The 24,857-nt window shown below is 70.5% G+C and carries 21 protein-coding genes; 12 read left to right on the plus strand and 9 right to left on the minus strand.

The window, feature by feature from the left end; genetic code table 11:
• Window positions 1-60 precede the first annotated feature (60 nt).
• Window positions 61-1,608 carry a DUF4173 domain-containing protein gene (locus JGU66_19670; protein ID MBJ6762990.1) on the plus strand — a complete coding sequence of 516 codons (1,548 nt, stop codon included), beginning with the start codon at window positions 61-63 and terminating at the stop codon, window positions 1,606-1,608.
• A 121-nt stretch (window positions 1,609-1,729) separates the two neighbouring features.
• Window positions 1,730-3,013 carry a S8 family peptidase gene (locus tag JGU66_19675; protein MBJ6762991.1) on the plus strand — a complete coding sequence of 428 codons (1,284 nt, stop codon included), beginning with the start codon at window positions 1,730-1,732 and terminating at the stop codon, window positions 3,011-3,013.
• Between the two features lie 3 nt (window positions 3,014-3,016).
• Here JGU66_19675 and JGU66_19680 read toward each other — a convergent pair whose 3' ends face one another.
• Together JGU66_19680 and JGU66_19685 are read right to left on the minus strand one after the other, a co-directional pair.
• Window positions 3,017-4,624, minus strand: a complete 1,608-nt coding sequence (locus JGU66_19680) for an amidohydrolase family protein (protein ID MBJ6762992.1) — start codon at window positions 4,622-4,624, stop codon at window positions 3,017-3,019.
• Window positions 4,625-4,633: 9 nt separating this feature from the next.
• Window positions 4,634-4,972, minus strand: coding sequence for a hypothetical protein (locus JGU66_19685; GenBank protein MBJ6762993.1), 339 nt, complete (start codon window positions 4,970-4,972; stop codon window positions 4,634-4,636).
• A gap of 197 nt (window positions 4,973-5,169) precedes the next feature.
• On the opposite strand from JGU66_19685, the gene JGU66_19690 reads away from it, so the two are divergent.
• From JGU66_19690 to JGU66_19710, 5 genes are all read left to right on the plus strand, one after another.
• Window positions 5,170-5,631: a putative toxin-antitoxin system toxin component, PIN family gene (locus JGU66_19690; GenBank protein ID MBJ6762994.1), complete on the plus strand. Its 462-nt coding sequence runs from the start codon at window positions 5,170-5,172 to the stop codon at window positions 5,629-5,631.
• A 162-nt stretch (window positions 5,632-5,793) separates the two neighbouring features.
• A complete protein-coding gene (locus tag JGU66_19695; protein MBJ6762995.1) occupies window positions 5,794-6,897 on the plus strand; it encodes a peptidase M35 in 1,104 nt (367 codons plus the stop codon).
• Window positions 6,898-7,089: 192 nt separating this feature from the next.
• Window positions 7,090-8,478, plus strand: a complete 1,389-nt coding sequence (locus JGU66_19700) for a penicillin-insensitive murein endopeptidase (protein ID MBJ6762996.1) — start codon at window positions 7,090-7,092, stop codon at window positions 8,476-8,478.
• A 13-nt stretch (window positions 8,479-8,491) separates the two neighbouring features.
• Window positions 8,492-9,205 (plus strand): purine-nucleoside phosphorylase, encoded by a 714-nt coding sequence (gene deoD / locus JGU66_19705; GenBank protein MBJ6762997.1) that lies wholly within the window; start codon window positions 8,492-8,494, stop codon window positions 9,203-9,205.
• Between the two features lie 5 nt (window positions 9,206-9,210).
• Complete coding sequence (locus tag JGU66_19710) at window positions 9,211-10,107, plus strand: alpha-ketoglutarate-dependent dioxygenase AlkB (GenBank protein MBJ6762998.1); 897 nt, start codon at window positions 9,211-9,213, stop codon at window positions 10,105-10,107.
• 45 nt (window positions 10,108-10,152) lie between these two features.
• Here the strand turns inward: JGU66_19710 and JGU66_19715 are convergent, their stop codons facing one another.
• Complete coding sequence (locus JGU66_19715; protein MBJ6762999.1) at window positions 10,153-11,079, minus strand: LysR family transcriptional regulator; 927 nt, start codon at window positions 11,077-11,079, stop codon at window positions 10,153-10,155.
• A gap of 115 nt (window positions 11,080-11,194) precedes the next feature.
• On the opposite strand from JGU66_19715, the gene JGU66_19720 reads away from it, so the two are divergent.
• Both JGU66_19720 and JGU66_19725 read left to right on the plus strand, forming a co-directional pair.
• Window positions 11,195-12,136 (plus strand): NAD-dependent epimerase/dehydratase family protein, encoded by a 942-nt coding sequence (locus tag JGU66_19720; GenBank protein MBJ6763000.1) that lies wholly within the window; start codon window positions 11,195-11,197, stop codon window positions 12,134-12,136.
• A gap of 11 nt (window positions 12,137-12,147) precedes the next feature.
• Window positions 12,148-12,774 (plus strand): LysE family transporter, encoded by a 627-nt coding sequence (locus tag JGU66_19725; protein MBJ6763001.1) that lies wholly within the window; start codon window positions 12,148-12,150, stop codon window positions 12,772-12,774.
• 49 nt (window positions 12,775-12,823) lie between these two features.
• On the opposite strand, the gene JGU66_19730 is transcribed toward JGU66_19725, so the two are convergent.
• Entirely contained in the window at window positions 12,824-15,031 is a 2,208-nt protein-coding gene (locus tag JGU66_19730; GenBank protein ID MBJ6763002.1) for a hypothetical protein, read from the minus strand.
• Window positions 15,032-15,377: 346 nt separating this feature from the next.
• On the opposite strand from JGU66_19730, the gene JGU66_19735 reads away from it, so the two are divergent.
• Window positions 15,378-16,103 carry a L,D-transpeptidase family protein gene (locus JGU66_19735; GenBank protein ID MBJ6763003.1) on the plus strand — a complete coding sequence of 242 codons (726 nt, stop codon included), beginning with the start codon at window positions 15,378-15,380 and terminating at the stop codon, window positions 16,101-16,103.
• A 137-nt stretch (window positions 16,104-16,240) separates the two neighbouring features.
• On the plus strand, window positions 16,241-17,707 hold the full coding sequence (locus tag JGU66_19740; protein MBJ6763004.1) for an amidase: 1,467 nt from the start codon (window positions 16,241-16,243) through the stop codon (window positions 17,705-17,707).
• Here JGU66_19740 and JGU66_19745 read toward each other — a convergent pair.
• The 5 genes from JGU66_19745 to JGU66_19765 form a co-directional block, all read right to left on the minus strand.
• Window positions 17,704-18,165 carry a GNAT family N-acetyltransferase gene (locus tag JGU66_19745; protein MBJ6763005.1) on the minus strand — a complete coding sequence of 154 codons (462 nt, stop codon included), beginning with the start codon at window positions 18,163-18,165 and terminating at the stop codon, window positions 17,704-17,706. The genes JGU66_19740 and JGU66_19745 overlap by 4 nt on opposite strands.
• A gap of 25 nt (window positions 18,166-18,190) precedes the next feature.
• A complete protein-coding gene (locus JGU66_19750) occupies window positions 18,191-19,465 on the minus strand; it encodes a sigma-70 family RNA polymerase sigma factor (GenBank protein MBJ6763006.1) in 1,275 nt (424 codons plus the stop codon).
• Between the two features lie 48 nt (window positions 19,466-19,513).
• Window positions 19,514-19,876: a YciI family protein gene (locus JGU66_19755; GenBank protein ID MBJ6763007.1), complete on the minus strand. Its 363-nt coding sequence runs from the start codon at window positions 19,874-19,876 to the stop codon at window positions 19,514-19,516.
• A 151-nt stretch (window positions 19,877-20,027) separates the two neighbouring features.
• Window positions 20,028-21,428 (minus strand): hypothetical protein, encoded by a 1,401-nt coding sequence (locus JGU66_19760; protein MBJ6763008.1) that lies wholly within the window; start codon window positions 21,426-21,428, stop codon window positions 20,028-20,030.
• A gap of 130 nt (window positions 21,429-21,558) precedes the next feature.
• A complete protein-coding gene (locus tag JGU66_19765) occupies window positions 21,559-22,830 on the minus strand; it encodes a hypothetical protein (protein ID MBJ6763009.1) in 1,272 nt (423 codons plus the stop codon).
• A 556-nt stretch (window positions 22,831-23,386) separates the two neighbouring features.
• On the opposite strand from JGU66_19765, the gene JGU66_19770 reads away from it, so the two are divergent.
• Window positions 23,387-24,838, plus strand: coding sequence for a tetratricopeptide repeat protein (locus JGU66_19770; GenBank protein ID MBJ6763010.1), 1,452 nt, complete (start codon window positions 23,387-23,389; stop codon window positions 24,836-24,838).
• Window positions 24,839-24,857: the final 19 nt, after the last annotated feature.

Genomic DNA, 24,857 nt, shown 5'->3' on the forward strand with positions numbered 1-24,857 from the left:
GCGCACTGGGCATGGTGGCGGTCATTGCCGCGCCGAGCGCGCGGCCCGAGGTGCGCCGCCATGTCCCTGTCCGCTTCGTCTCCGTCCGAGCCCTACAAGGTCCTCTCCGCCCACCGGTCGCCGTCGTGGCTGCCCGCGGTGACGAACCCCCGACGCATGCTGTTGGCCGCGTTGGCGGTGGGCTACGTGACGCAGGCCCTGCTGTACCAGCCCGGTATGTGGGGCGTGTCCTTCCCGCTGGTGGTGCTCGTCGTGCTCGGGGCTCTGCTGTGGATGGGGGGCCAGGAAGGGTGGGAGCGCGCGCGGCCGAACGCCTGGCTCGTGGCGCCGCTGGTGGTGGTGTCGGGGTTCGTCGCGGTGCGGGACAGCGACTGGCTGACGGTGGTGAACGTGCTGACCTCGGCCGTGTTGATGATGTTGCTGACGCACTTCTGGGCGGCGGGGCGCGTGGAGCGGTTGGGGTTGATGGGCTACCCGCGCGTGGTGCTGAACGCCGCGCTCCAGCCCCTGCGCTATCCGCAGGTGCTGGTGCGAGACGGCGTGAACCTCCAGGGGGTGCGCCAGCACTCCGTCGGCTTGAAGGCGCTGGGGCGGGGCCTCTTGCTCGCGGTGCCGGTGCTCTTCGTGTTCGGCGTCCTGCTGGAGTCCGCGGACGTGGCGTTCAGCAAGGCGGTGGAGCGCCTGCTGTCGTCGGCGGTGCTGACGGAGTTCGTGGCGGTGGCGACGGCGCGGGGCATCGCCACGGTGCTGTCGGCGTGCGTGGCGGCGGGCATCCTCGGGCACGCGCTGCGGAGGCGGAGCTTCGTGGAGGCGGGAGAGCAGGAGGAGGCGCCGGTCGCGCCTCGCCTGGGGCTCATCGAGGCGCTCACGCTGGTGGTCACGGTGGACGCGCTGTTCCTCGTCTTCGCCGCGTTCCAGGTCATGTACCTGTTCATCGGGGACGCGACGTCACCGGCGCCTGGGTACACCTATGCGCAGTATGCGCGTCAGGGCTTCTCCGAGCTGGTGCTCGTCTCCGCGCTGACGCTGGGGTTGGTGATGGCCCTGGCGCGATGGACGCGCCGCGAGTCTCGCTCCGCCGAGCTGCTGTTCCGTGGCGCGACGTCCGTGATGGTGGCGCTCACGCTGGTCATCCTCGCCTCGGCCGTGAAGCGGATGGGGCTCTACGAGGATGCCTTCGGCTACACGCAGCTTCGCCTCTACACGCACGTCTTCATGTTCGCGCTGGGCGGCGTGCTGACCTGGCGCGCGGTGACGCTCTGGTGGCGGCCCGAGCGCTTCGCGGTGGGCGCGTTCGTCACGGCGCTGGGTGCGGTGCTGGCGCTCAATGTCATCAACCCCGATGCGTTCATCGTCCGGCACAACCTGGCGCGCGTGGAGGGGGATGAGCTGCCGGACCTCGACTACCTGATGGGTCTGTCCGCGGACGCGGCGCCCGAGGTGCTGGCGCTGCTGTCCGAGCGAGAGCCGGAGTGGACGGCGCGGTTCTTCCATCGCTTCGTGCTGCACCCCGGCGCGGGGCCCGAGAGCGCGTGGCGGGAGTGGAACCTGGCGCGTCGGCACGCGACCTTGCTGGCGGACCGCGTCGCGAAGCCCGCCGCGGAGTAGCCGCTGCCCACCGCGCGACGCTCGCCAGCCCGGGAGTGCCGGGCGCTCTCCGCGACAGCGCGCCGTGCTGGAATGGTGCGGGTGCCGAGGGTTCCATCGGCACCTCAACTCGGGGGAATCCATGTCGCCACCGTCGCTGTCGCGGGTGTTGGTCTGCGTCGTGTCCCTGGCCGTGGGCGCGTCGTGTCGCACGTCGCACTCACCGCCCCCCACGCCGCCCGAGGAGACCCCGTGTCGCGCCTCGATGGTCGCTCCCACCGCGACGCGCGAGAAGTTCCTCACCGTCGCGCGGAAGGTCCCCGGTGAGTATGTCGTCGTGCTCGCCGAGCCCGCGCGAGAGCTGAGCGCGCAGGAGGTCTCCGCGAGCGTCGCGCAGCTCTCCGCGCGCCATGGCGGCACGCCGTTCCAGGTCTACGCGCACGCGCTGCGCGGCTTCGCCAGCCGCATGACCGAGGCGCAGGCGCGGGCCATGGCCGCGGCGCCCGAGGTGGCGCTCGTGCAGGAGAACGGCGTGCTGCGATTGGAGGAAACGCAGACGGGCGCGACGTGGGGGCTCGACCGCATGGATCAGCGCGACCTCCCGTTGAATCAGCAGTACCTGTATCGCCGGAGCGGGCGCGGCGTGCACGTGTACCTGCTCGATACGGGCATCCGTCCCACGCATCGGGAGTTCGGTGGGCGGGCCGACGCTCCGTTCGACTCCGCGGAGGTGGGAGGCAAGGGCATCGACTGCCATGGCCACGGCACGCACGTGGCCGCCACGGTGGGCGGACGCATGTATGGCATGGCGAAGGACGCGCAGCTCCACGCGGTGCGGGTGCTCGGCTGCACCGGAGGCGGCACGACGGCCGGGGTGGTGGCGGGCGTGGACTGGGTCGCGGAGCACCATCAGTCTCCCGCGGTGGCGAACATGAGCCTGGGCGGACCGGTGGACGCGGTCCTGGACGAGGCGGTGCGCCGGGCTGTCCACGCGGGCGTCACGTTCGTGGTGGCGGCGGGCAACGAGAGCGAGGACGCATGTCAGCACTCTCCGGCGCGAGTCGATGAAGCGCTGAGCGTGGGCGCCACCAACGTGGGAGACGCTCGCGCCTCGTTCTCCAACTATGGCCAGTGCGTGGACCTCTTCGCGCCGGGAGAGGGCATCGTGTCGGCCTGGATTACCGATGACTCGGCCACGCAGGTGCTGAGCGGCACGTCCATGGCGAGCCCACACGTCACGGGGGCCGTGGCGCTCTACCTGGAAGAGAACCCCACGGCCTCGCCCGAGGCGGTGGCGCGCGCGCTGGTGGACAACGCGACGCCCGACAAGGTGAGCCATGCGGGGCGCTGCTCGCCCACGCGGATGGCGTTCTCGGGCTTCATCTCGCCCGTGCAGCAGCCCACGGTTCGTCAGGGCGCCGAGTAGCGCTCAGGCATACGCACGCGTGAGCACGTCCTGGAGCGCCGGCGGCAGGTTGTGCTGCTGGCCCACGCGCTCCAGGTGGGTCGCGTCCACGGCGAGCGCGTCCAGCGGCACCGAGGGCGCGATGCCCGTGGCGTCCGCGAGCAGCTCGGGCACCAGTGCCGCCATGTCGCCGTGCTCCAGGTCTTGCTCCATGTCGAGCGCGAGCACGAAGGGGCGCTCGTGGGCGTCCTTCGCCCCCGCGCGATGACGTGTCTGGATGAAGCCGGGCAGGTCCGAGAGCGCGGCCTCCAGTGTGGCGCTGGCCTGGGTCAGTTTCAGGCCCGCCAGCTCGGAGCCCGGGGTCTCCAACGCGAAGGCCTTCGGCGCTCCGGCGACCGGGAGGATTTCGAGCGGCGCGCCGGGCGAGGCCCACAGGCTTCGCATCAGGTTCTCGGCGCCGCAGCGTGGCACGCCATGCACCACCACGAGCTGGACCTCCGCCTCGGTGGCATCCACGAGGAGCGAGTAGGGGTCGCCCGTCGTTCCCGCGATGGCGACCACGTCCGCCAAGGCCCCCGCGCGCAGCGTCCCCAGCTCCGCGCTCCAGCCGAGGCACGCGGCCGGCTCGCGGGTGACCAGGCTCACCAGTCGCTGCTCATCGAGGCGACCGCCCTGCGCCGCGGAGACCCACCGCGCCACCTTGAGTTCTTCCAGCAGGTTCTTGCTGCCCGTGGGCGACCAATCACAGCCGAGCGACAGCGGCACGCCCGCGTCGAGCACCGCGTTCAAGTCCAGCGTCCGCCCATAGAGCAGCAGGTTGCTGAAGGGAGACCAGACCGCCTTCGCGCCCGCGCGAGCAAGGGCCACGTAGTCCTCGGGCTGGAGCGCGAGCGCGTGCACGCCCACGAGCGAAGGCGCGAGCAAGGCGTTCGCCTGGAGGTCGACGAAGTGCTGACGCGCGCTCGCGTCGGTGCCTTCGGACAGGTGGTAGAAGAACGCCGGGTAGCGCGTGAGCGAGCGGCGGAACGCGGCGATGTCCTCGGGCACGGGGCGCAGGTCGGGCACCAGCGTGTTGGCCTCGGGGAGGCGCGCGTCGTCGGTCTGCTCGACGTTGCGCATGGCGCCGCGAAACAAGCGGATGCCGCCCGCGACCTGGGTCTTGATGCCCTGGCCCGTGGTCGTTCCCGCCAGCAGGGCCTTGGCCTCGACGTAGCGGACGATGGCGCGCGCTGTCTCCGGCACGGCGGCCAGCGCGTGCAGCGGCAGGGAGATGCTGGACTTGTATTCCGCGTGGCGCGGCCACTGGTCGCGGTTGTGATACGCGGCCGGCACGCGCCAGAGCGGCAGGATGTTGTAGGCGAAGTGATTGTGCAGGTCGATGAGGCCCGGATAGAGCGTGGCGCGGGTGTCGATGACAGGCGCGGACTCGAAGCCCGGAGGCAGCGGCTCGCCCGGGCGGAGCACCGCCTCCAGCCGACCCTGGCGAATGGCGAGCCGTCCCGCGTCGATGACCGCGTTCGCGTCGTTCATCGTCACGAGCCGTCCCTTCAGCACGAAGGTCGAGCCCGTGTCCGTGTCCACCTCGCCCTCTCGGAGCGGCGCGGGGGCGCGGACCTTGTCGCGTGAGTTCATGGCGTGTCCTCAATGGGGAATGCGTGGGTCCTTCGGAGTGCTTCCCGACGGTTCGGACCGCTGCTCGCCACGGGCGAACACCACCAGGGGCAGCGCGTGGGGCACGGCCTCGTTCGTGTCCCGCGAGGCATGGAGCACGAGGCTGCCGTCTTCTCGCAGCGACGCACGCACCGCCACCCGCGCGGCCTGCGCGGCATCCTCTTCCGTGCGCCACGTCTCGACCCGGTACTCATTGGCCGCGGTGCGCGCGAGGTTCCGCCCCGTGTCCAGCGCGAGGCGGATCGCGTCCGCGAGCGTGCGAACCTGGGCCACGCGCTGCGCGTCGTCGAGGATGACAGGTGCGGTCATGACTCCCCCGATACCGGCGAGGCCACGCGGCGCCACCGCCTGGCGACAGGATGCCCCGGGAGCCTTGCCCGCGCATCGAAGGTGCCTTGGCCCTCCAGGGAGGGGTCGCGTCTACCCAGGACGGTGTCTAGACTTGCGCGGCGCCGGGGGTGCCCGGGACGTCTCGAACAGGCGAGGCGGTTGAGGAAGGACCTTGCGTGCCCGCCACGCCGCGCTCCGTCGTGCTCGATACCAACGTCGTGTTGGATCTGTTTGTTTTCGATGACGCATGGGCTCGTCCGCTGCGAGCGCCCTTGGAGCAGGGCGAGCTGGTCGCGTGGGTGGACGCCGCGACGTTGAGAGAGCTGGAGCTGGTGCTGGCCTATCCCTCCTTCGCGCTGGAGGCGGTGGCGCAGCGTGCCGTCCTGGTGCGCTATCAATCGCTCACACGGGTGTCCTCGCTGGACGGGCCCGCCCGCGAGCTGCCTCGCTGCCGTGACGCGGATGATCAGAAGTTCCTGGAGCTGGCGGATCGCTCGGGCGCGGCCTGGCTGGTGAGCAAGGACAGACGGCTGTTATCCATGGCCGGTGGCCAGCGGCTTCCCTTCGACATCCTCTCTCCCCGGCAGGCCGCCAGACGGCTTTTGCACGTGGATCCGGAGGTCACCCCGCGGCCGTAAGTCAGTGTCACGTGCGATGTCTCACGGGACCCGCAGTGTCATTTGCGCCTCGCGCTCACGGGGGACGAACGCGAGGGGCCTTGCCCGCGACTGGCTTGCCATGCGCGAATTCCATGGTGGGCACGTTCGCTGACAGTTCCCCCAACAAAGGAAGTGCTTCTCATGAACAAGAGCCTGCGTGATCGTCTTGGATGGTTGGCCCTCGGAGTCTCGCTGCTGGGTGCGTGCGGTGGACCCGGCGAGGAACTCTCCGACGCCACACCGGTGCTGGCCGAGAGTGACTCGGCACTGCAGTCCTCGGATGTCTCGGTGGTGTTGAGCACGGCTCAGTCCAGCTTCGACTCCGCCGACGCCGTGAAGTTGTCCGTGAGCTTCACCAACATCTCTCCGCGCCCCGTCAGCCTGCTGCGCTGGTTCATGCCGCTGGATGGAATGGAGGAGCCGCTGTTCCAGGTCACGCTCGACGGCAAGCCCGTGCCGTTCCTGGGGCCTCACTACAAGCGTCCCATGCCCGCGGAGGTCGACTACCGCCGGCTGCATCCGGGAGAGACCATCTCGGGGCCCGTGATTCTCTCGGACCTCTATGACCTGTCTCGCTCGGGCCGCTACGTGGTGCGCTTCCGCGTGGATCGCTCGAAGCTGCACGGCTCCGGCAAGGCGGGCGCGCTGCTCCAGTCCAACGAGGTGTCGCTGTGGATCTCCGGCCGCGCCAACGCGCGACTGGAGGCGGATGCGCCCGTGTATCCGCTCACCGCCAACCTGTCCTATACGAAGTGCGACGCCACCCAGCAGGCCACCGTCCTCCAGGCCGTGAACGCGGCGTCGAACTATGCGAACGGCGCCACGAGCTACCTGGGCGGCCCGTCGTCCGCGACGTCGCGCTACACCACCTGGTTCGGGGCGTTCTCCTCGGCCGGCTGGAACACGGCGGCGAGCCACTTCACGTCCATCAAGAACGCCTTCGACACCAAGCCGGTGACGGTCGACTGCGGCTGCAAGAAGACCTACTACGCCTACGTCTACCCGAATCAGCCGTACAAGATTTACGTGTGCAAGGCGTTCTGGTCCGCGCCGATGACGGGCACGGACTCCAAGGGCGGCACGCTCATCCACGAGATGAGCCACTTCACCGCGACGGCTGGCACGGATGACTGGGTCTACGGCCAGAGTGGAGCGCAGAGCCTCGCCCTGTCGGATCCGAGCCAGGCGCTCGATAACGCCGACAGCCACGAGTACTTCGCGGAGAACAACCCGAGCCTGCCGTAGTCCCTTGCGCATGCGGTGGGGACGCTGAGCCCCCACCGAGGCAGGTCCGAGCCCTGGCGCGCCGATGCCTGGCGCGCTGGGGACCGGGCAGGCGCAGGTCCGTACCGCGAGTCAAAAACGCGTTCAAACCTTGGAGGTGAGGGCCAAGTCGGTCCATCCTGCGCCCCGGTGCGTTATCCCTACTGGCTCCTCCTGGTCTGCGCGGGCTGTGCCGCGCGTGTCGTGTCCCCCGTCGCGGCTCCCGCCGCTGTCGCCGCGCGTCCGGAAGCCGCCGCGACCGCGCCACAGTCCGCCGCGCCTCCGCCCGAGGCCACCGCGCCCGTGAGCAGTGCGGCGCCCACGAGTCCGGGGGCCGCGACACCTGCGAGCGCGACCGCTGCTCCGGCACCCGCGAGCGCCACGGCCGCTCCGACCGAGGGCGCCACCGCGCTGGCTCCGTGCACCGAGTCCGCCGAGGCGCTGGCCGAGGAGGACGATGACGCCGAGAGCCTTCCGGCCGACGCCGAGACCGACGGCGAGGTCGGCGAGATGCAGGACTCCGCGACGAGCGCCGCGCCTGCGGGGCCGGTGTACACGGCGGAGCTGTCTGACTCGGAGCTGGCCGACAAGTGGAAGAAGGAGCCCGCGTCGCTGGGCTCCATGTCGGTGGGCTTCGTGGAGAGCGGGCGCATGGTGAACAGCGTCCAGTTCCCCCAGGGCAAGGACTGGATTGTCGTCTCGCCGGAGCAGGCGTGGGCCACCAACGAGACGGTGGACGCGCTGGCGGGCGTCATCCGCGACGTGCGCTCGCGCTTCCCCAACGTGCCGCCCATCCGGGTCAACGCGATGAGCGCCAAGGAAGGCGGCTACATCCGCCCGCACAAGAGCCACCAGAACGGCCGGGACGTGGACCTCGGATTCTACTATCCGACGGTGGACCCGGTGCGGGCCCGCGAGCGCGAGCGCTACATCGACGTGGCCATGAACTGGGAGCTGGTGCGCACGCTGGTGACGACCACCGACGTCCAGATGATCCTCGTGGACAAGCGGGTCCAGAAGGTCCTGTACGACTACGCGCTGGCGCACGGCGAGGACAAGGCGTGGCTGAACTCACTGTTCAACGCGGGCCCGTCCTCCATCCTCAAGCATGCCCGGCACCACCGGGACCACTTCCACGTGCGCTTCTACAACGCGCGCGCGCAGGAGCTGGGTCGCCGGGTGGCGCCGCTGCTGGCGCTCCAGCCCGAGCACAACCTGCTGTCGCATCGCGTGCGCTCGGGCGACACGCTGGGCGCGCTCGCGCTGCGCTACAACTCGAGCGTGGCGGGCATCAAGAAGGCCAGCCGCATGCGGAACACCTTCCTGCGCATCGGCCAGGTGCTCACCATCCCGCTGCGAGGCCCGTGCACGCACTGCCCCATTCCTCCGGCCATGGTGTTGCCGCCGCGTCGCATGCCTCCCGCGACGCAGGCTCCCGCCGTGGCCGCGGCTTCCTCGGACGTGGCCGCGTCGCCGTCCGTCTCCGCTCCCTGTACCCCCGTAGCGCCGGCGACCGTGACGGTCCCTGCCACGGGCACGGCCGGTCTGTCGACCGCGCGCTGAAGAGGTCTCATCCATGGCTACCCCCCACATCTCCGCTGCCCCTGGTGATTTCGCTGACGTCGTCCTCATGCCGGGGGACCCGCTTCGCGCCCGCTACATCGCCGAGCGCTTCTTCGAGAACGCCCGCAACGTGACCTCGGTGCGCAACATGCTGGGCTACACCGGCACGTACCAGGGCCGGAAGCTGTCCGTGCTGGGCCACGGCATGGGCGTCCCGTCCATCTCCATCTACGCGACCGAGCTCATCAAGGAGTTTGGCGCGCGCGTGCTCATCCGCGTGGGGAGCTGCGGCGCCCTGCGCCAGGACGTGCAGGTGCGCGATGTCATCGTCGCGCTCGGCGCGGGCACCGACTCCAAGGTGAACCGCATGCGGTTGATGGACCACGACTTCCCGGCCGTGGCGGACTTCGAGCTGGCGCGCAAGGCGGTGGATGCCGCGCGCAAGCGCTCGCGCTCGGTGCGCGTGGGCTCGGTGTTCACCTCGGACCTGTTCTACCACCCGCAGCCGGCGCTCAATGACGCGCTGGAGCGCATGGGCATCCTCGCGGTGGAGATGGAGGTCGCGGGCCTGTATGGCGTCGCGGCCGAGTTCGGGGCGCGGGCGCTCGGGCTGCTGACCGTGTCGGATCACCTCCGCACGGGCGCGAAGCTCACCGCCGAGGAGCGTCAGACGACCTTCGACGAGATGATCGAGCTGGCGCTCGACGTCGCCGTCTCCGAGGCGTGAGTTCGATGGCGCCTCCACCTCGTCCTGGCCGTGGAGGCGCCCCGCGCCACCGGGTGAGCCAGCGCACGCCGGGCCACCACTACAACGGTAGCTTCCTGTCCGCGGTGGACCGCGGGGCCATCCTCGCGTGGCTGGGCGCGCTGCATCCGCTGTGGGAGGAGCGCTACTCCCAGCACTTCCCTCCGCCCGCGGGACAGACGCAGCGGCGCTTGCTGCGTCCGGTGTACTGGTTGGGCAACTGGCAGTTCGCGTGTCTGGACTACTACCGCCCGCCGAAGGGCGTGTGGAACCGGTGCGTGAAGGCCGAGCCCTTCCCGGACGTGCTCCAGCGTCAGGTGGAGAAGGTGGAGGCGCATGCGCGCCGCATGTTCCGAGGGCCGGACATGCCTCGGGGCTGGCACCTCAACACGTGCCTGGTGAACTTCTACGGCAACCGTCTGGAGGATGGGCGCTGGGTGGACACCGCGCGGGTGGGCGAGCACAAGGACTTCGAGCCGGGCCCCGTGGCGTCGCTGTCCTTCGGGGAGCGGGCGCTCATCCAGTTCGTCACGTCGTCCCGGCCGGGCGAGCGGGACGCGGTGCTGCTGGAGCAGTGGTTGGATGACGGCTCGCTGCAGTTGTTCGGAGGCGCGCAGTGGAAGGAGCAGACCTTCCACCGGGTGCAGCGGGTGGACACGCGCGCGGGCCATGTGTTGAAGCCGGAGCTGCCGGACTTCCAGACCCGCCGCATCAACCTCACGTTCCGCTTTGTGCCGGACGAGCACGTGACGCTGTTCGCGCGGCTGTCACCCGAGGCGCGCGAGGACGTGCGGCCGTACATGGAGACGCTCGCCCAGCACAGCGCGTTCTTCCGCGCCGAACTGGAGCGCGAAGCGGCGAAGCCGCCGCCTCCCCAGCCATGAATCCGCGGTGCCCCCAGGCTCCGCGGGACTCTTCCGCGTCCTGACTCACGAGGACGCGAGGAGCGAGCCCAGGCGGCCGGTGAAGCTTCGGGTCATCTCCGCGACCTCCGCGTGCATCCAGCGCGTGAAGTGCTGGACCTTCGATGCCCCCTGGCTCTCGCGACTGCTCAGGAGCCGGTAGCCGTACTCGGAGTCGAGCGGCGTGAAGGGGGCGAGCACCAGCCGGCCCCTCTCCAGGTCCTCCCAGGCGAGGGAGTGCGGCACCAGCGCCACGCCGAGCCCCGCGACCGCGGCCTGCACCAGCACGCCCCCGTGGCTGTAGCTCCGCGAGAAGTCATAGCGGCGGTCCCGAAGGCCGTGGGCCTCCAACAGGCGAAGCCACAGCTCCGGGGTGTCCTCGTAGACGAGCGGATAGCGCCAGAGGGTCGCAGGGGAGGGCGCGGGGAGTGGCCTGCGCCGCGCCGAAACCAACTCGGGGGCGTGGACCACCACGAGTCGTTCCTGGAAGAGGAGGTCGGCTGCGCCACCGCTCGCGACCCGGCCGTAGCGAAGCGCGACATCGCACGCGCCATCGTCCAGAGAGACGACGTGGTCTCCCGCCTCGACGCGCAGGTCCAGCTCGGGGTGCAGCTCGGTGAACCGATGCATCCTCGGCACCAGCCACTTCATGGCGAAGGAGTGGGTCGCCGAGATGCGCAGGACGAGCTCGGCGTCTCCGTCCTGGAGGGCACCAATCCTCGCGTTCAGTTCCCGCAGGAGTCGCGAGACGGTGCCCGCCAGCTCGCGGCCCTTCTCGGTGACGGTGATGTGGCGTGGGTGCCTCGTGAACAGCTGGAAGCCTAGCGCCTGCTCCAGTTGCTTCACTTGCTGGCTGACCGCCGCCGGCGTCTTGTTCAGCTCCCGGGCCGCGAGCCGGAAGCTGCTCCAGCGCGCGGCGCACTCGAAGTCCATCAAGCCCGACAGGCTGTGCAAGGGCTGCCTCATCTCGTCGAGGCTAAGAAAAGCTGATTCAAGGTCAAGTTCTTCCGGGTTGTTGCTCCAAGGCCCCGAGCACAGCATGCCGCCATCGACGAACAGAGGTGGAGTCATGGGCAAGAACATCTTGGTCATTGGTGGAACGCGCTTCTTCGGGAGACTGCTGGTGCGCGGGCTGGTGGACGTGGGGCACCAGGTCACGCTCGCGACGCGAGGTCGGGCGACCGATGCGTTCGGGAGCCAGGTCCGGCGCATCCGAGTGGACCGTCGCGACGAGGCGGCGATGTCCGCGGCCTTCGCCGCCGCTGGGCACTTCGACGTCGTCTACGATCAGATGTGCTACAGTCCGCTGGACGCCGCGATCTCCACCCGGGTCTTCGCGGGACGGGTGTCGCGCTACGTGATGGCTTCGACGATTGAAGTCTACCGAGCGCTGTACGGCTCGCAGGGCACGCCGTTCCGCGAGGAGGCGCTCGACCTGTCGCGCGAGCCCATCGAGCGGGCGTTCCCGTGGCATGAGTCCGAGCTGCCCGAGGCTCGGTATGGCCAGGGCAAGCGTCAGGCAGAGGCGTACTTCCAGCAGGACGGCTCGCTCCCCGTGGTCAGCGTGCGCATCGGGCATGTGCTGGCGGGCCCGGAGGACTTCACCGGGCGGCTGGCGCACTACGTGAGGCTCGTGAAGGCGCGCGCTCCGCTCCGGTGCTCGCAGGGGGGCGCTGGGAGTTCCTTCATCGACGCCGAGGGCATCAGCGCCTTCCTTCGCTGGGTGGGGGACGGCACCTTCCTGGGGCCCATCAACGCGAGCAGCGAGGGGGCCTTGTCGGCCCTCGACATCCACCGACGGGTGGCCGAGGTGCTCGACGTGCCGCCGCTCGTGGAGACGGTGGACACGCCCGTGAATCCGACGGAGCTCAGCCCCTTCGACTATCCGGAGCCCTACGTCATGGACACGCAGCGCGCGCGGTCGCTCGGCTATCGCCTGGGACACACGCGCGAGTGGCTGGACGGGCTGATCCGCCAGCACGACGCGGCGCTTCAGGACCAGGGCCGATAGGAGCGCCGCGAATGCTTGGCATCGACAACATCGCGTCCTTCCTGCTCGCCGCGACGCTGGTCATCATCGTCCCGGGTCCGGCGACGTTCTATGTGGCGGGCAGGGCGCAGCACTCCACCCGGAGCGCGGGCCTCGCCACCGCCGGAATCGTGGCGGGCGACGTCGTGCTCATCACCCTCGCGGGAGCAGGGTTCGCCGCGCTCGTGTCCCGATGGCCCATGCTTCTCCAGGCCATCCAGGTCTCCGGAGCGCTCTACATCGCGTATCTCGGCGTGGACCTGCTGCGCGCCAGTCCCGCGGCGGATGCTCAGGCGCGCGCGGCAGAGGCTCCTCCCTCGGGAGGCGTCCTCAAGGGCTTCTTGATCACACTCACCAATCCCAAGCCCATCCTCTTCTTCGGCGCCTTCTTCCCGGTGTTCATCGACAAGGGCGCGCAGTCGTGGATGGGGAGCTTCTATGCCCTCGGGGGACTGTTCGAGGTCATCAATCTCCTCTACTTCGCCGCGCTCATCACCGTGTTCACCCAGCTCCGGAACACGCCGTTCTTCGTGCGGTTCGCCGCGGGAGGCTTCAAGAAGGTGAGTGGCTATGGCCTGGTGCTCTGTGGCGCAGTCACGCTGGTGGCGGCGTTCGCCTGAGGACCGAGGTGTGCGCGAGGAGGCGAGAGCGCCTCCTCGCCGCACGGGGCTACGAACTCGTTTCCGAGGAGCCCATGTTGGGGGTGGGCTTCGGCCGGCCCACGTAGCTCACCTGTGGGCCGGAGCGCGGCTGTGACCGCGCTCCTCCGTTGCCATTAGGGCGAGGCTGGCGCGTGTTGCCCGAGGCGCGAGCGTCGTCTCGGGGGCCGCGAGGATGCCCGTTGGTGCGAGCTTCTCCGGCAGGAGCCTGCGCGTCGCGAGGAGGACGCCCGCCGTTGCCGCGCGGCCGCTCGTTGACCGGTCGTGCGTTGGAGGCGTCTCGCGTCGAGCCCTCGGCGCTTCGGTCATTCGAGGTCGGAAGGGAGGCGTCGTTGCCCCGTGCGGAGCGCGCGCCATTCCCGCCGCGCGACCTGCCTGACGCATTCGAGCCGTTGCTCTGCCCACCGTTCACGTCGCCAGAGAAGCCTGCGCTGCTGCCCTGGCCACCGGCTGCGTCGCTGGAGAAGTTCGCGCCGTTGCTCGAATCGCCGTTCGTGCCGCGAGCGTTGCCGGAGAAGTTCGCACCGTTGCGCGGTCCACCGTTCCCACGACGCGGTCCGTTGTTTCCGTTGCGCGGTCCGCCGTTCGTGTTGCGCGCGTCGCTGGAGAAGCCCTCTCCGTTGCGCGCTTCGCTGGAGACGCCTGCACCGTTGCGCGGTCCGTTGCTTCCGTTGCGCGCCTCGCTGGCGAATCCCGCCCCGTTGCGCGGTCCGTTGCGTCCGTTGCGCGTGTCGCCGGAGAAGCCCTCTCCGTTGCGTGCGTCACTGGAGAAGCCCGAGCCATTGCGCGGTCCGTTGCTTCCATTGCGTGTGTCGCTGGTGAAGCTCTCTCCGGTGTTCCCGGTGCGCGCGTCGCTGGCGAAGCTCGCACCGTTGCGCGGTCCACCGTTCCCGTTGCGCGTGTCCCCGGAAGAACTCGTGCCGTTGCGCGGTCCGTTGTTGCGCGCATCCCCGGAGAAGTTCGCGCCGTTGCGCGGCCCGTTGTTTCCGTTGCGCGCGTTGCCGGAGGCGCCCGCGCCATTGCGCGGTCCGTTGTTCCCGTTGCGCGTGTCAGCCGAACCGTTGACCGGAGCGCCGTTCGCGCTGCGCGCATCGCCCGAAGCGCGGGCGCCGTTCGGGGCACCCCCGTTGGGCCGGGCGCCGTTGGCGTTGCTCGCGTTCGCGGGACGCTGACCCCCGGGCGATGCCGGACGGTTCGGGCCTCCCGAGCGCGGGGGCGGGCGGTTGGACGAGAACGGCCGGCGACGGTTGTCTCGCGGACTCGACATCACCGCGGGCTTGCCTCGCTCGCCGCCACCCTGCTTGAGCACCAGCGCTTCCAGGGCTCGCAGCTCGGCCTCCTCCTGCTCCTCGGCGGTCAGCGCGGGCCCCGGAGTCTCCTCCACGACGGGTTCGAGGACGGGCTCCGGCCGGAACTGCGGGCGGCGCTGCGAGTCACGGAAGCCCGCTCCGCCTCCGCGACGGGGCGCGTCCCGGAACGCGCCCGAGGGCACGAACTCTGGCGTCAGGTCCCGCCGCACGTACGCGTTCCAAATCTCCGCCGTGTCCCCACCCAGCGACCGCAGCCGCGACGAGAACCCCGCGAGGAAGTTGCGGACGTTGTCCAGGTCGCGCCGGAAGTAGAACTCCGCGCGGTTGTTGCGCGCGGCAGCCACCGTCTGCGGGAAGTCGATGATGGTCGGCCCCACGCCGCTCATCAGGATGTTGTACGGCGACAGGTCGCCGTGGATGAGGTCGCAGCACAGCGTGCGAATCACCTGGCTGCGCAGGTCCGCGTAGAGCGCTTCGGCTTCCTCGGGCGTCGTCGGCGGTGCTTCCACCAGACGCGGCGCGGGGCTGCCCTGCGCATCCACCACCAGCTCCATCAGCAGCACGCCCTCGTAGAACATCACCGGCGTGGGCACGCGCACGCCCTGGGCGTGCAGCTTGTAGAGCGAGTCCGCTTCCGCGCTCTTCCAGGCGTCCTCGGCGGCGGCTTGCCCGAAGCGGCTGCCCTTCTCCATCGCGCGGCGGGTGCGCGAGTTACGAACCTCACGGCCCTCCCGGTAGCCGACGTTGTTGCGGAAGTTGCGCTCGTGGCGCTCCTTGTACAGCTTGGCGGCGATGACCTGGCCGGCGTGCTGGACGAGCCAGACCTCCGCCTCCTTGCCTGTCTTCAGCTGTCCGATGACGGCGTCGATGATGCCGTCAGCGAGGAGGGTATCGAGGGAATCAGTCATTCGAACGCGAGAGGCCGGAACGGCACGGGGCGAGGTTGTCGGTCATGGGTCTTCGCACCGGGCGGCCCCAGCTCGCCAGGGTGCGTGACGGGATGAGAACATCCCGCACCTCGGATTTGCTGTCGCTGTCTCAGCGGCAGCGGCCCGAGGGGCCCGAGGATGCCTTGCTAGCAGCTTGCCGGGCACGGAGCCAGGGTACCCCACGTCCATCCATTCGAACTGGCAAGGAACTTGCCGGCGGCTTATTCCCATCGGTCAACACCGCCCGGTGTTTGATACAAGCCCTGGGTCCTTCATGCCTCGGGACGGGGGAACGCTTGCCTTGCCGCAGGCGTCCCAAGCAGGCATGAGATTCCGAACCCTCGTCGTGTTGGGGTGGTGCCTGCCCCTCGTGGCGCTCGCGGAGGATCGCGTCGCGAGCGCGCGCCAGCGTCAGCTTCCCGCCGTTCGCCAGGCGTTCGCCGAGGCCGGGGTGGCCTGGCCGCCCGGAGAGCTGTACCTGCGCGCGCTCAAGGCGGAGCGGCAGCTGGAGGTCTGGGCGGGCCCCAAGGGCAAGCCGCTCCAGCGCGTGAAGACGTTCCCCTTCTGCGCGGCCTCGGGTGAGCTGGGGCCGAAGCGCGAGGAGGGCGACCTCCAGGTTCCCGAGGGCTTCTACACCATCGACCTGTTCAATCCGCGCAGCCAGTTCCACCTGTCCATGCGGGTCAGCTACCCCAACGCGTTGGATCGGCTGGTGGGACGCCCTCGGCTCGGTGGCAACATCTTCGTGCACGGCGACTGCGTCAGCATCGGGTGCATCGCCATCCAGGACGCGCCCATCGAGGCGCTGTACGTCATGGTCACCGAGGCGCGCGCCCACATGGGCAAGGACGTCCCCATCCACGTCTTCCCGCGCCAGCTCGATGCGGCGGGAATGGACGCCCTCTCCAGGCTCCCCGATGTCACGCCCGAGCAACAGGCCTTCTGGCGCAGCCTCCAGCCCGCGTGGACCCTCTTCGAGCAGACGCACCGCCCACCCGCGACCTCGGTCGACACCCGCGCCCGCCGATACATCGTCCGGCGGGGTTTGTAGGAATTGCTCTGAAGTCAACATAAGCAGATGTGTCCCGCATTGGACCCGGAGGGGCGGGCGCACGGAGCGGGATGTCCCTGGTAGAACCGTGTCCCGGCACCGGCGCTTGGGCCGGTCACGCCGAGGGACATGCGCGCATGGAGACTTCCGCGTCGAGGCTCGTGTTTCAGTCCACCACGGAGCTGGCGGCCGCCGTTCGCGAGCGGCGGGTGACAGCGGTGGAGGTGCTGGAGGCGCATCTGGCGCAGGCGGCGGCGCACAACCCGGCGCTCAACGCCGTCGTCACGCGCGACGAAGCAGCGGCTCGGCAGCGCGCGGTGGAGGCGGACGCGGCGCTCGCGCGAGGTGAGTCCTGGGGGCCGCTGCACGGCGTCCCCATCACCGTGAAGGATGCCTTCTCCACGGCGGGCCTTCGCACCACGGCGAGCTTCCCGCCGCTCTCTGGCTACGTGCCCACCGAGGACGCCACGGCGGTGGCGCGGCTCAAGCGGGCGGGCGCCATCATCTGGGGCAAGACGAACCTGCCGCTCCTGGCGGGCGACTACCAGACGCAGAGCCCGCTGTTCGGCCGCACGCAGAATCCCCACGACCTGGAGCGCACGCCGGGAGGCTCCAGCGGAGGCTCGGCGGCGGCGGTGGCCTCGGGCTTCACGCCGTTCGAGTTGGGCAGCGACCTGGGCGGTTCCATTCGCATCCCCGCGCATTTCTGTGGCCTCTTCGGGTTGAAGCCCACCGAGCACCGTGTCTCCAACGCGGGCCACATCCCGGACCTGCCCGGTGGGCCGCGCACGGTGCGGCACATGGCGTGCTCGGGGCCGCTGGCGCGCACCGTGGCGGACTTGCGGCTGGTGCTCTCTGTCATCGAAGGGCCGGACGCGCGCAACCTGGAGGTGCCGCCGCTCACGCCGCTCGCTCCGCCGAAGCCGCGCGCGGTGTCCTCGCTGCGCATCGCGTGGCTGGAGGACTTCGGAGGCGTGGTGCCGTGCCGCGAGTCGCGCGCGGCGCTCGCTCGCTTCGTCGCCGAGCTGTCCGCGCAAGGCGCCACCGTGGAGCGTGTCTCGCCCCCCGCGTTCGACTTCCACGAGGCCTGGTCCACCTGGGGCGAGCTGGAGGGCGCCGAGGTGGGCGCGCCGCTGCCCCTGTGGCACCGGCTGCGCTTCCAGCTCCAGTTCCTCGCCATGGCGGGGAAGGACCCCTTGGCGCGAGCCATCGCCCGGGGCGCGCGCTCGGACATGGCGCACTACATGGCCATCCTCGAGCGGCGCGAGGCGCTCGTCGCGAGCCTGGAGCGGTTCCTCTCGGGATGGGACGCGTGGCTCGTGCCTGTGACGACGGGCCCTGCGATTCCTCACACGCGGCCCGGCGAGTGGGTGCGCGTGGACGGCGAGCCCCGCGCGTACCTGTCCTCCTTGGGGGCCTACACCAGCGTGTTCAACCTCACCGGCAATCCCGTCGTCGTGCTCCCGGTGGGGCGCACGCAGGCGGGCCTTCCCCTGGGCGCGCAGCTCGTGGGCCGGCGCTGGGAGGATGGGGCGTTGCTCGACGTGGCGGAGGCGGTGGCGCCCCTGGGCGGCGGCTTCGTGCGCCCTGCCCGGTACGCCTAGCGCGCGGGGCGGCGCATCTCGATGTGCGGGATGCCGTCCTCGTCGTAGACGTCGCCCTCGGCGTGGAAGCCGCGGCGCTCATAGAAGCCCTGCAGGTAGTGCTGCGCGGAGATGCGGGTGTCCACTCCGGGGAAGCGCGCGTCGAGGAACGCCAGGGCCTGGGCCGTCAGCGGCGCGGCGAGTCCCTGGCCTCGGGCTTCAGGCGCGACGACGACGCGGCCGAGGCTCGCCTCCCGGAACTTGAGCCCCGGCGGCAGCACCCGCAGGTACGCCACGAGCGCGGGACGGGGGAGTGTCGTGTCCCAGCCAAGGAGGTGATGACTGTCGGGGTCCAACCCATCCGGGTCCAGGTAGATCGAACGCTGCTCCACGACGAACACCCGCGAGCGGAGCGCGAGCACGTCGTACAGCGCATCGACGGTCAGCTCCGAGAACGTCTTCCATTGCCAGCGCACCATGCGCTGGAGCGTAGCAGTCACCGCGTCAGGTCTCGCGGCTCGCGTCGAGCACCTCGCGCAGCCGCTCTTCCAGGTACCTCCGCTCGGGCTGCGTGCGCACGAGCGCCAGCGCGCGTTGGTACGCGGCCGCGGCTTCCTTCCATCGCTCCAAGCGGCGCAGCAGGTCCGCGCGCGCCGCGGGCAGCAGGTGATAGCCCTCCAGCCGGCCGCTGGCCTCCAGGTCGTCCACCAGCGCGAGCCCCTGATCCGGTCCGCGCGCCATGGCCACGGCCGCGGCGCGATTCAGCTCCACCACCGGCCCCGGGGCAATGACGCACAGGCGGCCGTAAAGCGCGACAATCTGTTCCCAGTCGGTCTCCTGCGCGCTCGGGGCCTGCGCGTGCAGCGCGGCGATGGCCGCCTGGAGCGCGTAGGGACCGCACGCGCCCAGGGAGAGCGCTATGTCGAGCTGCTCCAACCCCTCGTTCAGCTCCGCGCGGTCCCATCGCGAGCGGTCCTGGTGGTCCAGCAAGATGAGTCCGCCGTCGGGGGCCACCCGCGCATGGCGCCGCGCGTGGTGGAGCAGCATGAGGGCCAGGAGCGAGGCCACCTCCGCGTCGCGCGGCATCAGCTCTCGCGCCAGTCGCCCCAGGCGCAGCGCTTCCGCGCACAGGTCCACGCGCAGGAGCTCCGGGCCCTCCGTCGCCGCGTAGCCCTCGGAGAAGACGAGGTAGAGCGTGTGCAGGACTCCGAGCGTGCGCTCGGCCAGCATCTCCTCGTCCGGGATGATGTACGGGATGCGCGCGTCGCGAATCTTGCGCTGCGCGCGCACCAGGCGCTGCCCCAGCGTGGCGGAGGGGATGAGGAACGCGCGGGCAATCTCGTCGGTGGTGAGTCCGCACAGCGTGCGCAGCGCGAGCGCCACCTGCGCCTCGCTGGAGAGCGCCGGGTGGCAGCAGGTGAAGAGCAGACGGAGCGTGTCGTCCGCCGTGTCTGACCAGCCCCGCTCATCCGGAGACGTGGCGGCATCCTGCTCCACCTGCGCCGCGACCTCCAGCGCGTCCACTCGCGCGTCGAGCCGCTCGCCGCGTCGCAGGCGATCCACCGCCTTGTTGCGCGCAGCGCGCATCAGCCACGCCTTGGGCTCTCGGGGCGTGCCCTCCCGGGGCCACTGCACCAGCGCGTCGGCGAACGCCTCCTGCACCACTTCTTCCGCCGCCAGGAAGTCTCCGCCCAGCACGCGGATGACCGTGGCCACGATGCGGCCATGGTGCTCGCGATAGACGCGGTCGAGGTGAGAGGAGGGGGAGAGGTCCATCACGCGCGGGCGCCGGCCCCGGGAGCACCTGCTCCCGAGGTCCGGGGCACTTCAGTCCGGCATGTTCGCGTACTCGGCCACCGGGCGGACCTCGATACTTCCGGCCCGAGCGCCGGGGATGCGCGAGGCGATGGCCACGGCCTCGTCGATGTTCTTGGCATCCACCAGGTAGAAGCCGCCGAGCTGCTCACGCGTCTCCGCGAACGGGCCGTCCGTGGTCAGCCGCTTGCCGTCGCGGATGCGCACCGTGGTGGCCGTCGCCGTGGGCTGGAGGCCGTGGCCCGCGATGTAGTTGCCGCTGTTCTTGAGCGAGGCCGTGAACGCGCCGTACTCGGCCAGGAGCTGGTCGGCCTCCTTGGGGGGAAGCTCCATCCAGCCCTTCTCGTTCTCGTAGATCATCAGCAGGTACTTCATGGTCGTGCTCTCGTAGGCCAGGTGGGGAGTGAAGTCTCCCCACCCAGAGGTCGAACGGCCAGCCTGATTTTCGACTGGCATTTCACGGCGCATTTCGACCCGGCCCGAGAGTGTGACCCGGAGACGACCGGCTCCAGGTCACTGCCCTGCTTCAGCCCTGGAATCGGGCGAGGAAGACGTCGAGCACGCCGACGTTGCCCTGGCTCTGGAAGACGTTGCCGTAGAAGTAGCCGAAGCCCGTGTACTGGCCGGCCACGCTCACGTCACCCGAGGGCCCCACGCCCAGGCGGGCCTCGAACCCGGCGTTATCGCTGACGAAGGGCAGGCCCCACAGCAGGGTGCCGGCGCTGTCGAACCTCGCGACGTAGCGCTTGAAGTCGCCCTCGTTCTCGATGGGACCTGCGCCCAGGTCGATGTAGCCCGTGTACTCGCCGCTCGTGGCGATGTTGCCCTCCGCGTCCAGCGCGACCTGCACGCCATGCTGCGTGCCGAATGTGTCCGTGAACTGACGGCCCCACACGCCGTGGCCGGTGCTGTCCACCTTCACGAGGAAGGCGTCCGACGCCGACTGCGCGCTCAGGCTCACCGTGTCCACCCCGAGCGTCCCCGCGAAACCACCCGTGAGCACGATGTTGCCCGCCGCGTCCGCGACCACGCCGTGGGCCACCTGATCCGCCGCGTCACCGAAGTGCCGGCCCCACATGAGGCCGCCGGTGGCGTTGTAGCGCGCGACGAACGCGTCCTGCCCGCCGTGGCTGTTCATCCCGTTGGCGCCCAGGTTCGTCGAGCCGCTGAAGCCGCCCGCCAGCACCGTGCGCCCCGCTCCGTCGATGGCCACGCCCACCGCGCTCGCGAAGGCGCCGCCGTTGGTCGTCTCGAAGCGCTTGCTCCACACGTGGTTGCCCGCGCTGTCCAGGCGCGCCACGAACACGCCCCACTGGCCGGTGGTCGTCAGCGGACCGCCGCCGAAGTTCAGCGTGCCCTGGAAGCGGCCGGCGAGCGCCACGCCGGAGCCGTTGCTCGCCACGGCGAGGCTCGGGTTCTCCACATAGGCGCCCGGGAACGCGCTGCTCCACACGCACTGCCCCGCGGCGTCCAGCTTCGCCACGAACGCGCTGCCGCTGCCCCGCGCGAGCGGCCCGCAGCCAAAGTCCGGCGTGCCGTAGTAGTTGCCCGCGATGAAGAGATTGCCGGCCGAGTCGAACGCGATGCGACGCGTGTAGTCCACGAAGCCGAAGTCATCGTCATCGATGCCAGGAATGGCTCGGCTCCATACGGCCGCGCCCGTGCTGTCGTACTTGGCCAGATAGAGATTGAAGTAGTAGCCCCCGAGCGGCAGCGCGCCAGTGCCCAGGTTGAAGGCCCCGCCCGTGTACTGCCCCACCACGGCGGTGTTGCCCGCGCCATCCACCGCGACGTCCTCGGAGAACTGCTGCGAACCGTCACCGAAGCTCTGACTCCAGAGGTGATCGCCGGGTGTCGCGTATGCCCCGCCCGCCGCAAGACCCACCGAAACCGCCGCCACGACACTCAGCTTCTTTTGCCACTGCATTGTGGGGACTCCTTCTCGAATGGATGACGCTCGGGCGCGCGCGAATCCCTTGCACGCCTCGAGCGCGCGCATCGGTAACATGAGCGCCTGACGAAGAGCACCGCGATTCGTGTTGCGACCGCGTGACGAATCAATAGACACGCAGCAAGCGCGGACGCACGACGAAGTGGGGATTGCGCACGTCGATGACGTCGACCTCGCCGGTGGTCTCCTCGAAGCGGCCCGCGAGCACGCCCGCGACCGCCGCTGCCGCGACGTACCAGGCATCCTGGCCGCGCATCTTCTTGAGCTTGCGAAAGTACGAGACGCGGCCCTCCACTTCCCAGACGCTGCGGATTCCCTCGGGGCGGATGCCCGGTGCGTCCGAGGGCGGCGCCCCCAAGGCTTTCAGCGAGGGGGACACCGAGTTCAAGACATACGCGTCGAAGGACTTGTTGCCGCTGGGGATGAGCACCGTGGCGTCGCGCAGGGTGCCATCGGGGCCTTGGAGCAGTTCGAGCGTGACGGTGAGGCTCGTCTTGGCGACGCCATCCGCGAAGCGTTGCAGCTCCTCACCGGCCTGGATGTGGCGGCGCAGGCTGTTGAGGTTGGGGTTGTCCTTACCTCGCGCGGCGAGCAGCTCCCCGGGCGAGGGAGGCGCCGCGGCGGACATTCTTCCCGGCGCGCCGTTCTCGCCGAAGGCCTTGGCTCGCTCCGCCCAGTGTTGGAGCAGCGAGACCGCGATCTTCGGCGTGTCGAACAGCGGCGGCTCCGCCATCTGCTTCTCCAGCGAGGCGCGGATCCGCCCGAAGTAGGGATGGATGCGGCCGGTCTCCACGCGGTCCTGGGCAATGCGCTCCTCGACGAAGGTCCTCACGCGCGAGCTGACCCGTTCGTGCTCCTGCGCCGCGAGCACCGCGGGGGTCAGGCTGGGATCATCGGGGTAGAGGGTCCGGCCGCGCGGCACGTCGCTGGCGCTCGGGGTGAGTCCTCCGAGGGGGGCCTGCGAGGGCGTGAGGTGCGGCGGCAGCGACCCGGGCAACTGGGCTCGGGGCGTGTCCACGCGGGGCGTTCCGCGCGGCGGCGGTGCGGAGGCGACAGGGGGCGGTGTCCCGGGGGAGGCAGCCGTCCCGCCGTGCGCCGTGGCGTGGCTGGAGGCGGGAGGGCGGGAGCGCGGCCCGTGTCCGGAAAGGGGAGGGCGGGCTGAGTCGCTGTCTTCGGGCGCTGTCGTGGCGGGCTTCGGGGAATCCGGGATGGCGTCTGTCTTCGAGGCGACGTCCATCCAGAGCGGAGGGGGCTTGGGCGGCGAGGGCGCGAGCGAAGGCGGCTGCGCCGGCGTCACGTTCCAGAGGAGCGCCAGGAGCAGGGCGTGAATGACGAGCGAGACCAGGACGGCCCGCTCGAGGCGTCGGAGGCGCCGCATGGGGTGACCCTTCCAGAAAGGAGGCCGTCGCTCAACCGGTGTCACGCATTCATCCTTGCGCTCGCGCCACCTGTCCGAGAGATGGCAGGACGCTGCAGGTGGCTCGACGCCAGCCGAGACTCCTGCTGTGCTGCCGCGCGCTTTCCATGTCTCGTTTCCTCACCCTTCGATGGAGCCCCGAGAGGGCGCAGGCGCCGGGCCGCGCGAGGGATTGCGCCCGGTGGCGCGTGCCCGAGGTCCGCATGGACGTCGCGGCGCGCCTGTTCTTCACGGGGTGGACTCGGGGCTCGGTGTGGGGGATTCGATGAAGATGTTCTGGGGCTCGAGGCGCGGGCGTGTCTGGGGAATCGCGGGGGCCTTGGTGTTGCTCGCGGCGGGGATGGCGCTCGTCATGGGCCTGCGGCGTGGTCGGTTTCCGTCCCGTGTGAGCGATTCGCATGTCTGTGAAGGCGCGGACCGTGCGTGGGCCGGAGTGTGGGACGGGCCACGGAAGACGACCCTGGAGGCGGCGTTCCTCGCGACGGGGCGACCTTTTGCCCACGAGTCGTGGAGGCATGTGCGACGCACGCTGGATGCCTATTCCCACACTTGGGACGTGACGCGGACCGCCGCGTGCGCGCGGGGCGAGGAGGAGCTCCTCTCCCAGCGCATGGCGTGCCTGGGCGCGCGGCTCGCGCAGGTGGATGCACTGCTTCGGAGCCTCATGCCCGGGGAGGAGGCTCGGGTGGAGCGTGCGCCTTTCGCGGTGGAGGCACTGCCCTCGTCGGCGTCGTGCATGAAGCCGGTGGGGACTGCTTCGGGCGTGGTGCCTGCGGATGCGGTCGTGCTCGATGCCTGGGCCTTGTGGGCGCTCGGACTTCCGGAAGAAGGGCTGCGCCGACTGTCATCTGCTGCCGGGGCGGTGCTCGGCACGGAGGGCGCGACGAGCGCGCGCGATGAGTCTGCTGCCTCGGGTGTGCGCGATAGCGACGCCTCGGCGCGGACGCGTCACGAGATTGTTCGTGCGATCGCGCTCGGCACGGAGGCTGCGAAGGGTTCGGGTGACGAGACTGCTCGTCCGGTCGTGCTCGACACGGAGGCGGCAGCGCGCACGCTCGACGAGAGGGCTCCTGTGGGCGCGCGCGGCACGGAGGCGGCAGCGCGCGCTCTCGACGCGAGGGCTCCTGCGGGAGTTCGCGATACAGAGGCTGCGACGCGCACTCGCGACGACGGTGCTTCCGGGCGCGCAGCTGGGGCCGGTGCTTCGGCGATTGCTCGGGACTTGGTCGCGGCGGTGGATCCCGTGGGGCGTGCGTTGATCCGCGCCCGCTTGGAGGCAGCCCGTTCCGGGCCCAACGCGGAGTCCCTGTCGGTGGAGGCGGGTCGCCTTGCAGAGGCTTCGCGGGACGATGCTTCCGCTGCTCGCGCGTGGACGCTGGCCATGCACCTCGTGGGGAATCCTCCGGAGCAGGCCTCTCGGGCCCAGCAGTGGCGCGAGCGTGCCTCGGCCGCCCTGGCGCGGCTCGGTGGGGACGACGAGTTGGAAGGCGTGCTCGCCGTGGAGGTGGCGCGGTTGTTCTCGCATCAGGACCGACTGGGAGAGGCCGCGCAGCAGCTCGCGCTCGCGCTGCCTCGCTTGGAGCGGCGCTTCGGTGCCGAGGGGTTCGAGGTCGCTCACGCGCGGGCCGAGCTGGGCGCGGTGCGGCGCGCACAGGGGCGCTATGCCGAGGCGCTGGGGTTGTACGAGCGGGCCCTCGGCACCGTGCGCGGCGCGCTGGGCCCGGACCACCCCGAGGTGGCTCGCCTGCGCCTGGAGCAGGCCGAGACCCGCGTGCGCGAGCGAGACTTCGCGCAGGCGGAGCGGCTGTCGTTGGGCGCGCTGGCGGTGCTGGAGCGGGCGCTCGGGACCGAGCATCCCCGGTTGGAGGATGCGCTCGCTCGGGTGGCCGCTGTCTTGGAGCAAGAGGGCCGCGCCGAGGAGGCGAAGCCCTACCGCGAGCGCCTCGCGCGACTGCGCGCCCACCCCTGAGGTCGCTCGCGGCGCGCGG

The organism is Myxococcaceae bacterium JPH2, assembly GCA_016458225.1.
In the GTDB taxonomy this organism is placed as follows: domain Bacteria; phylum Myxococcota; class Myxococcia; order Myxococcales; family Myxococcaceae; genus Citreicoccus.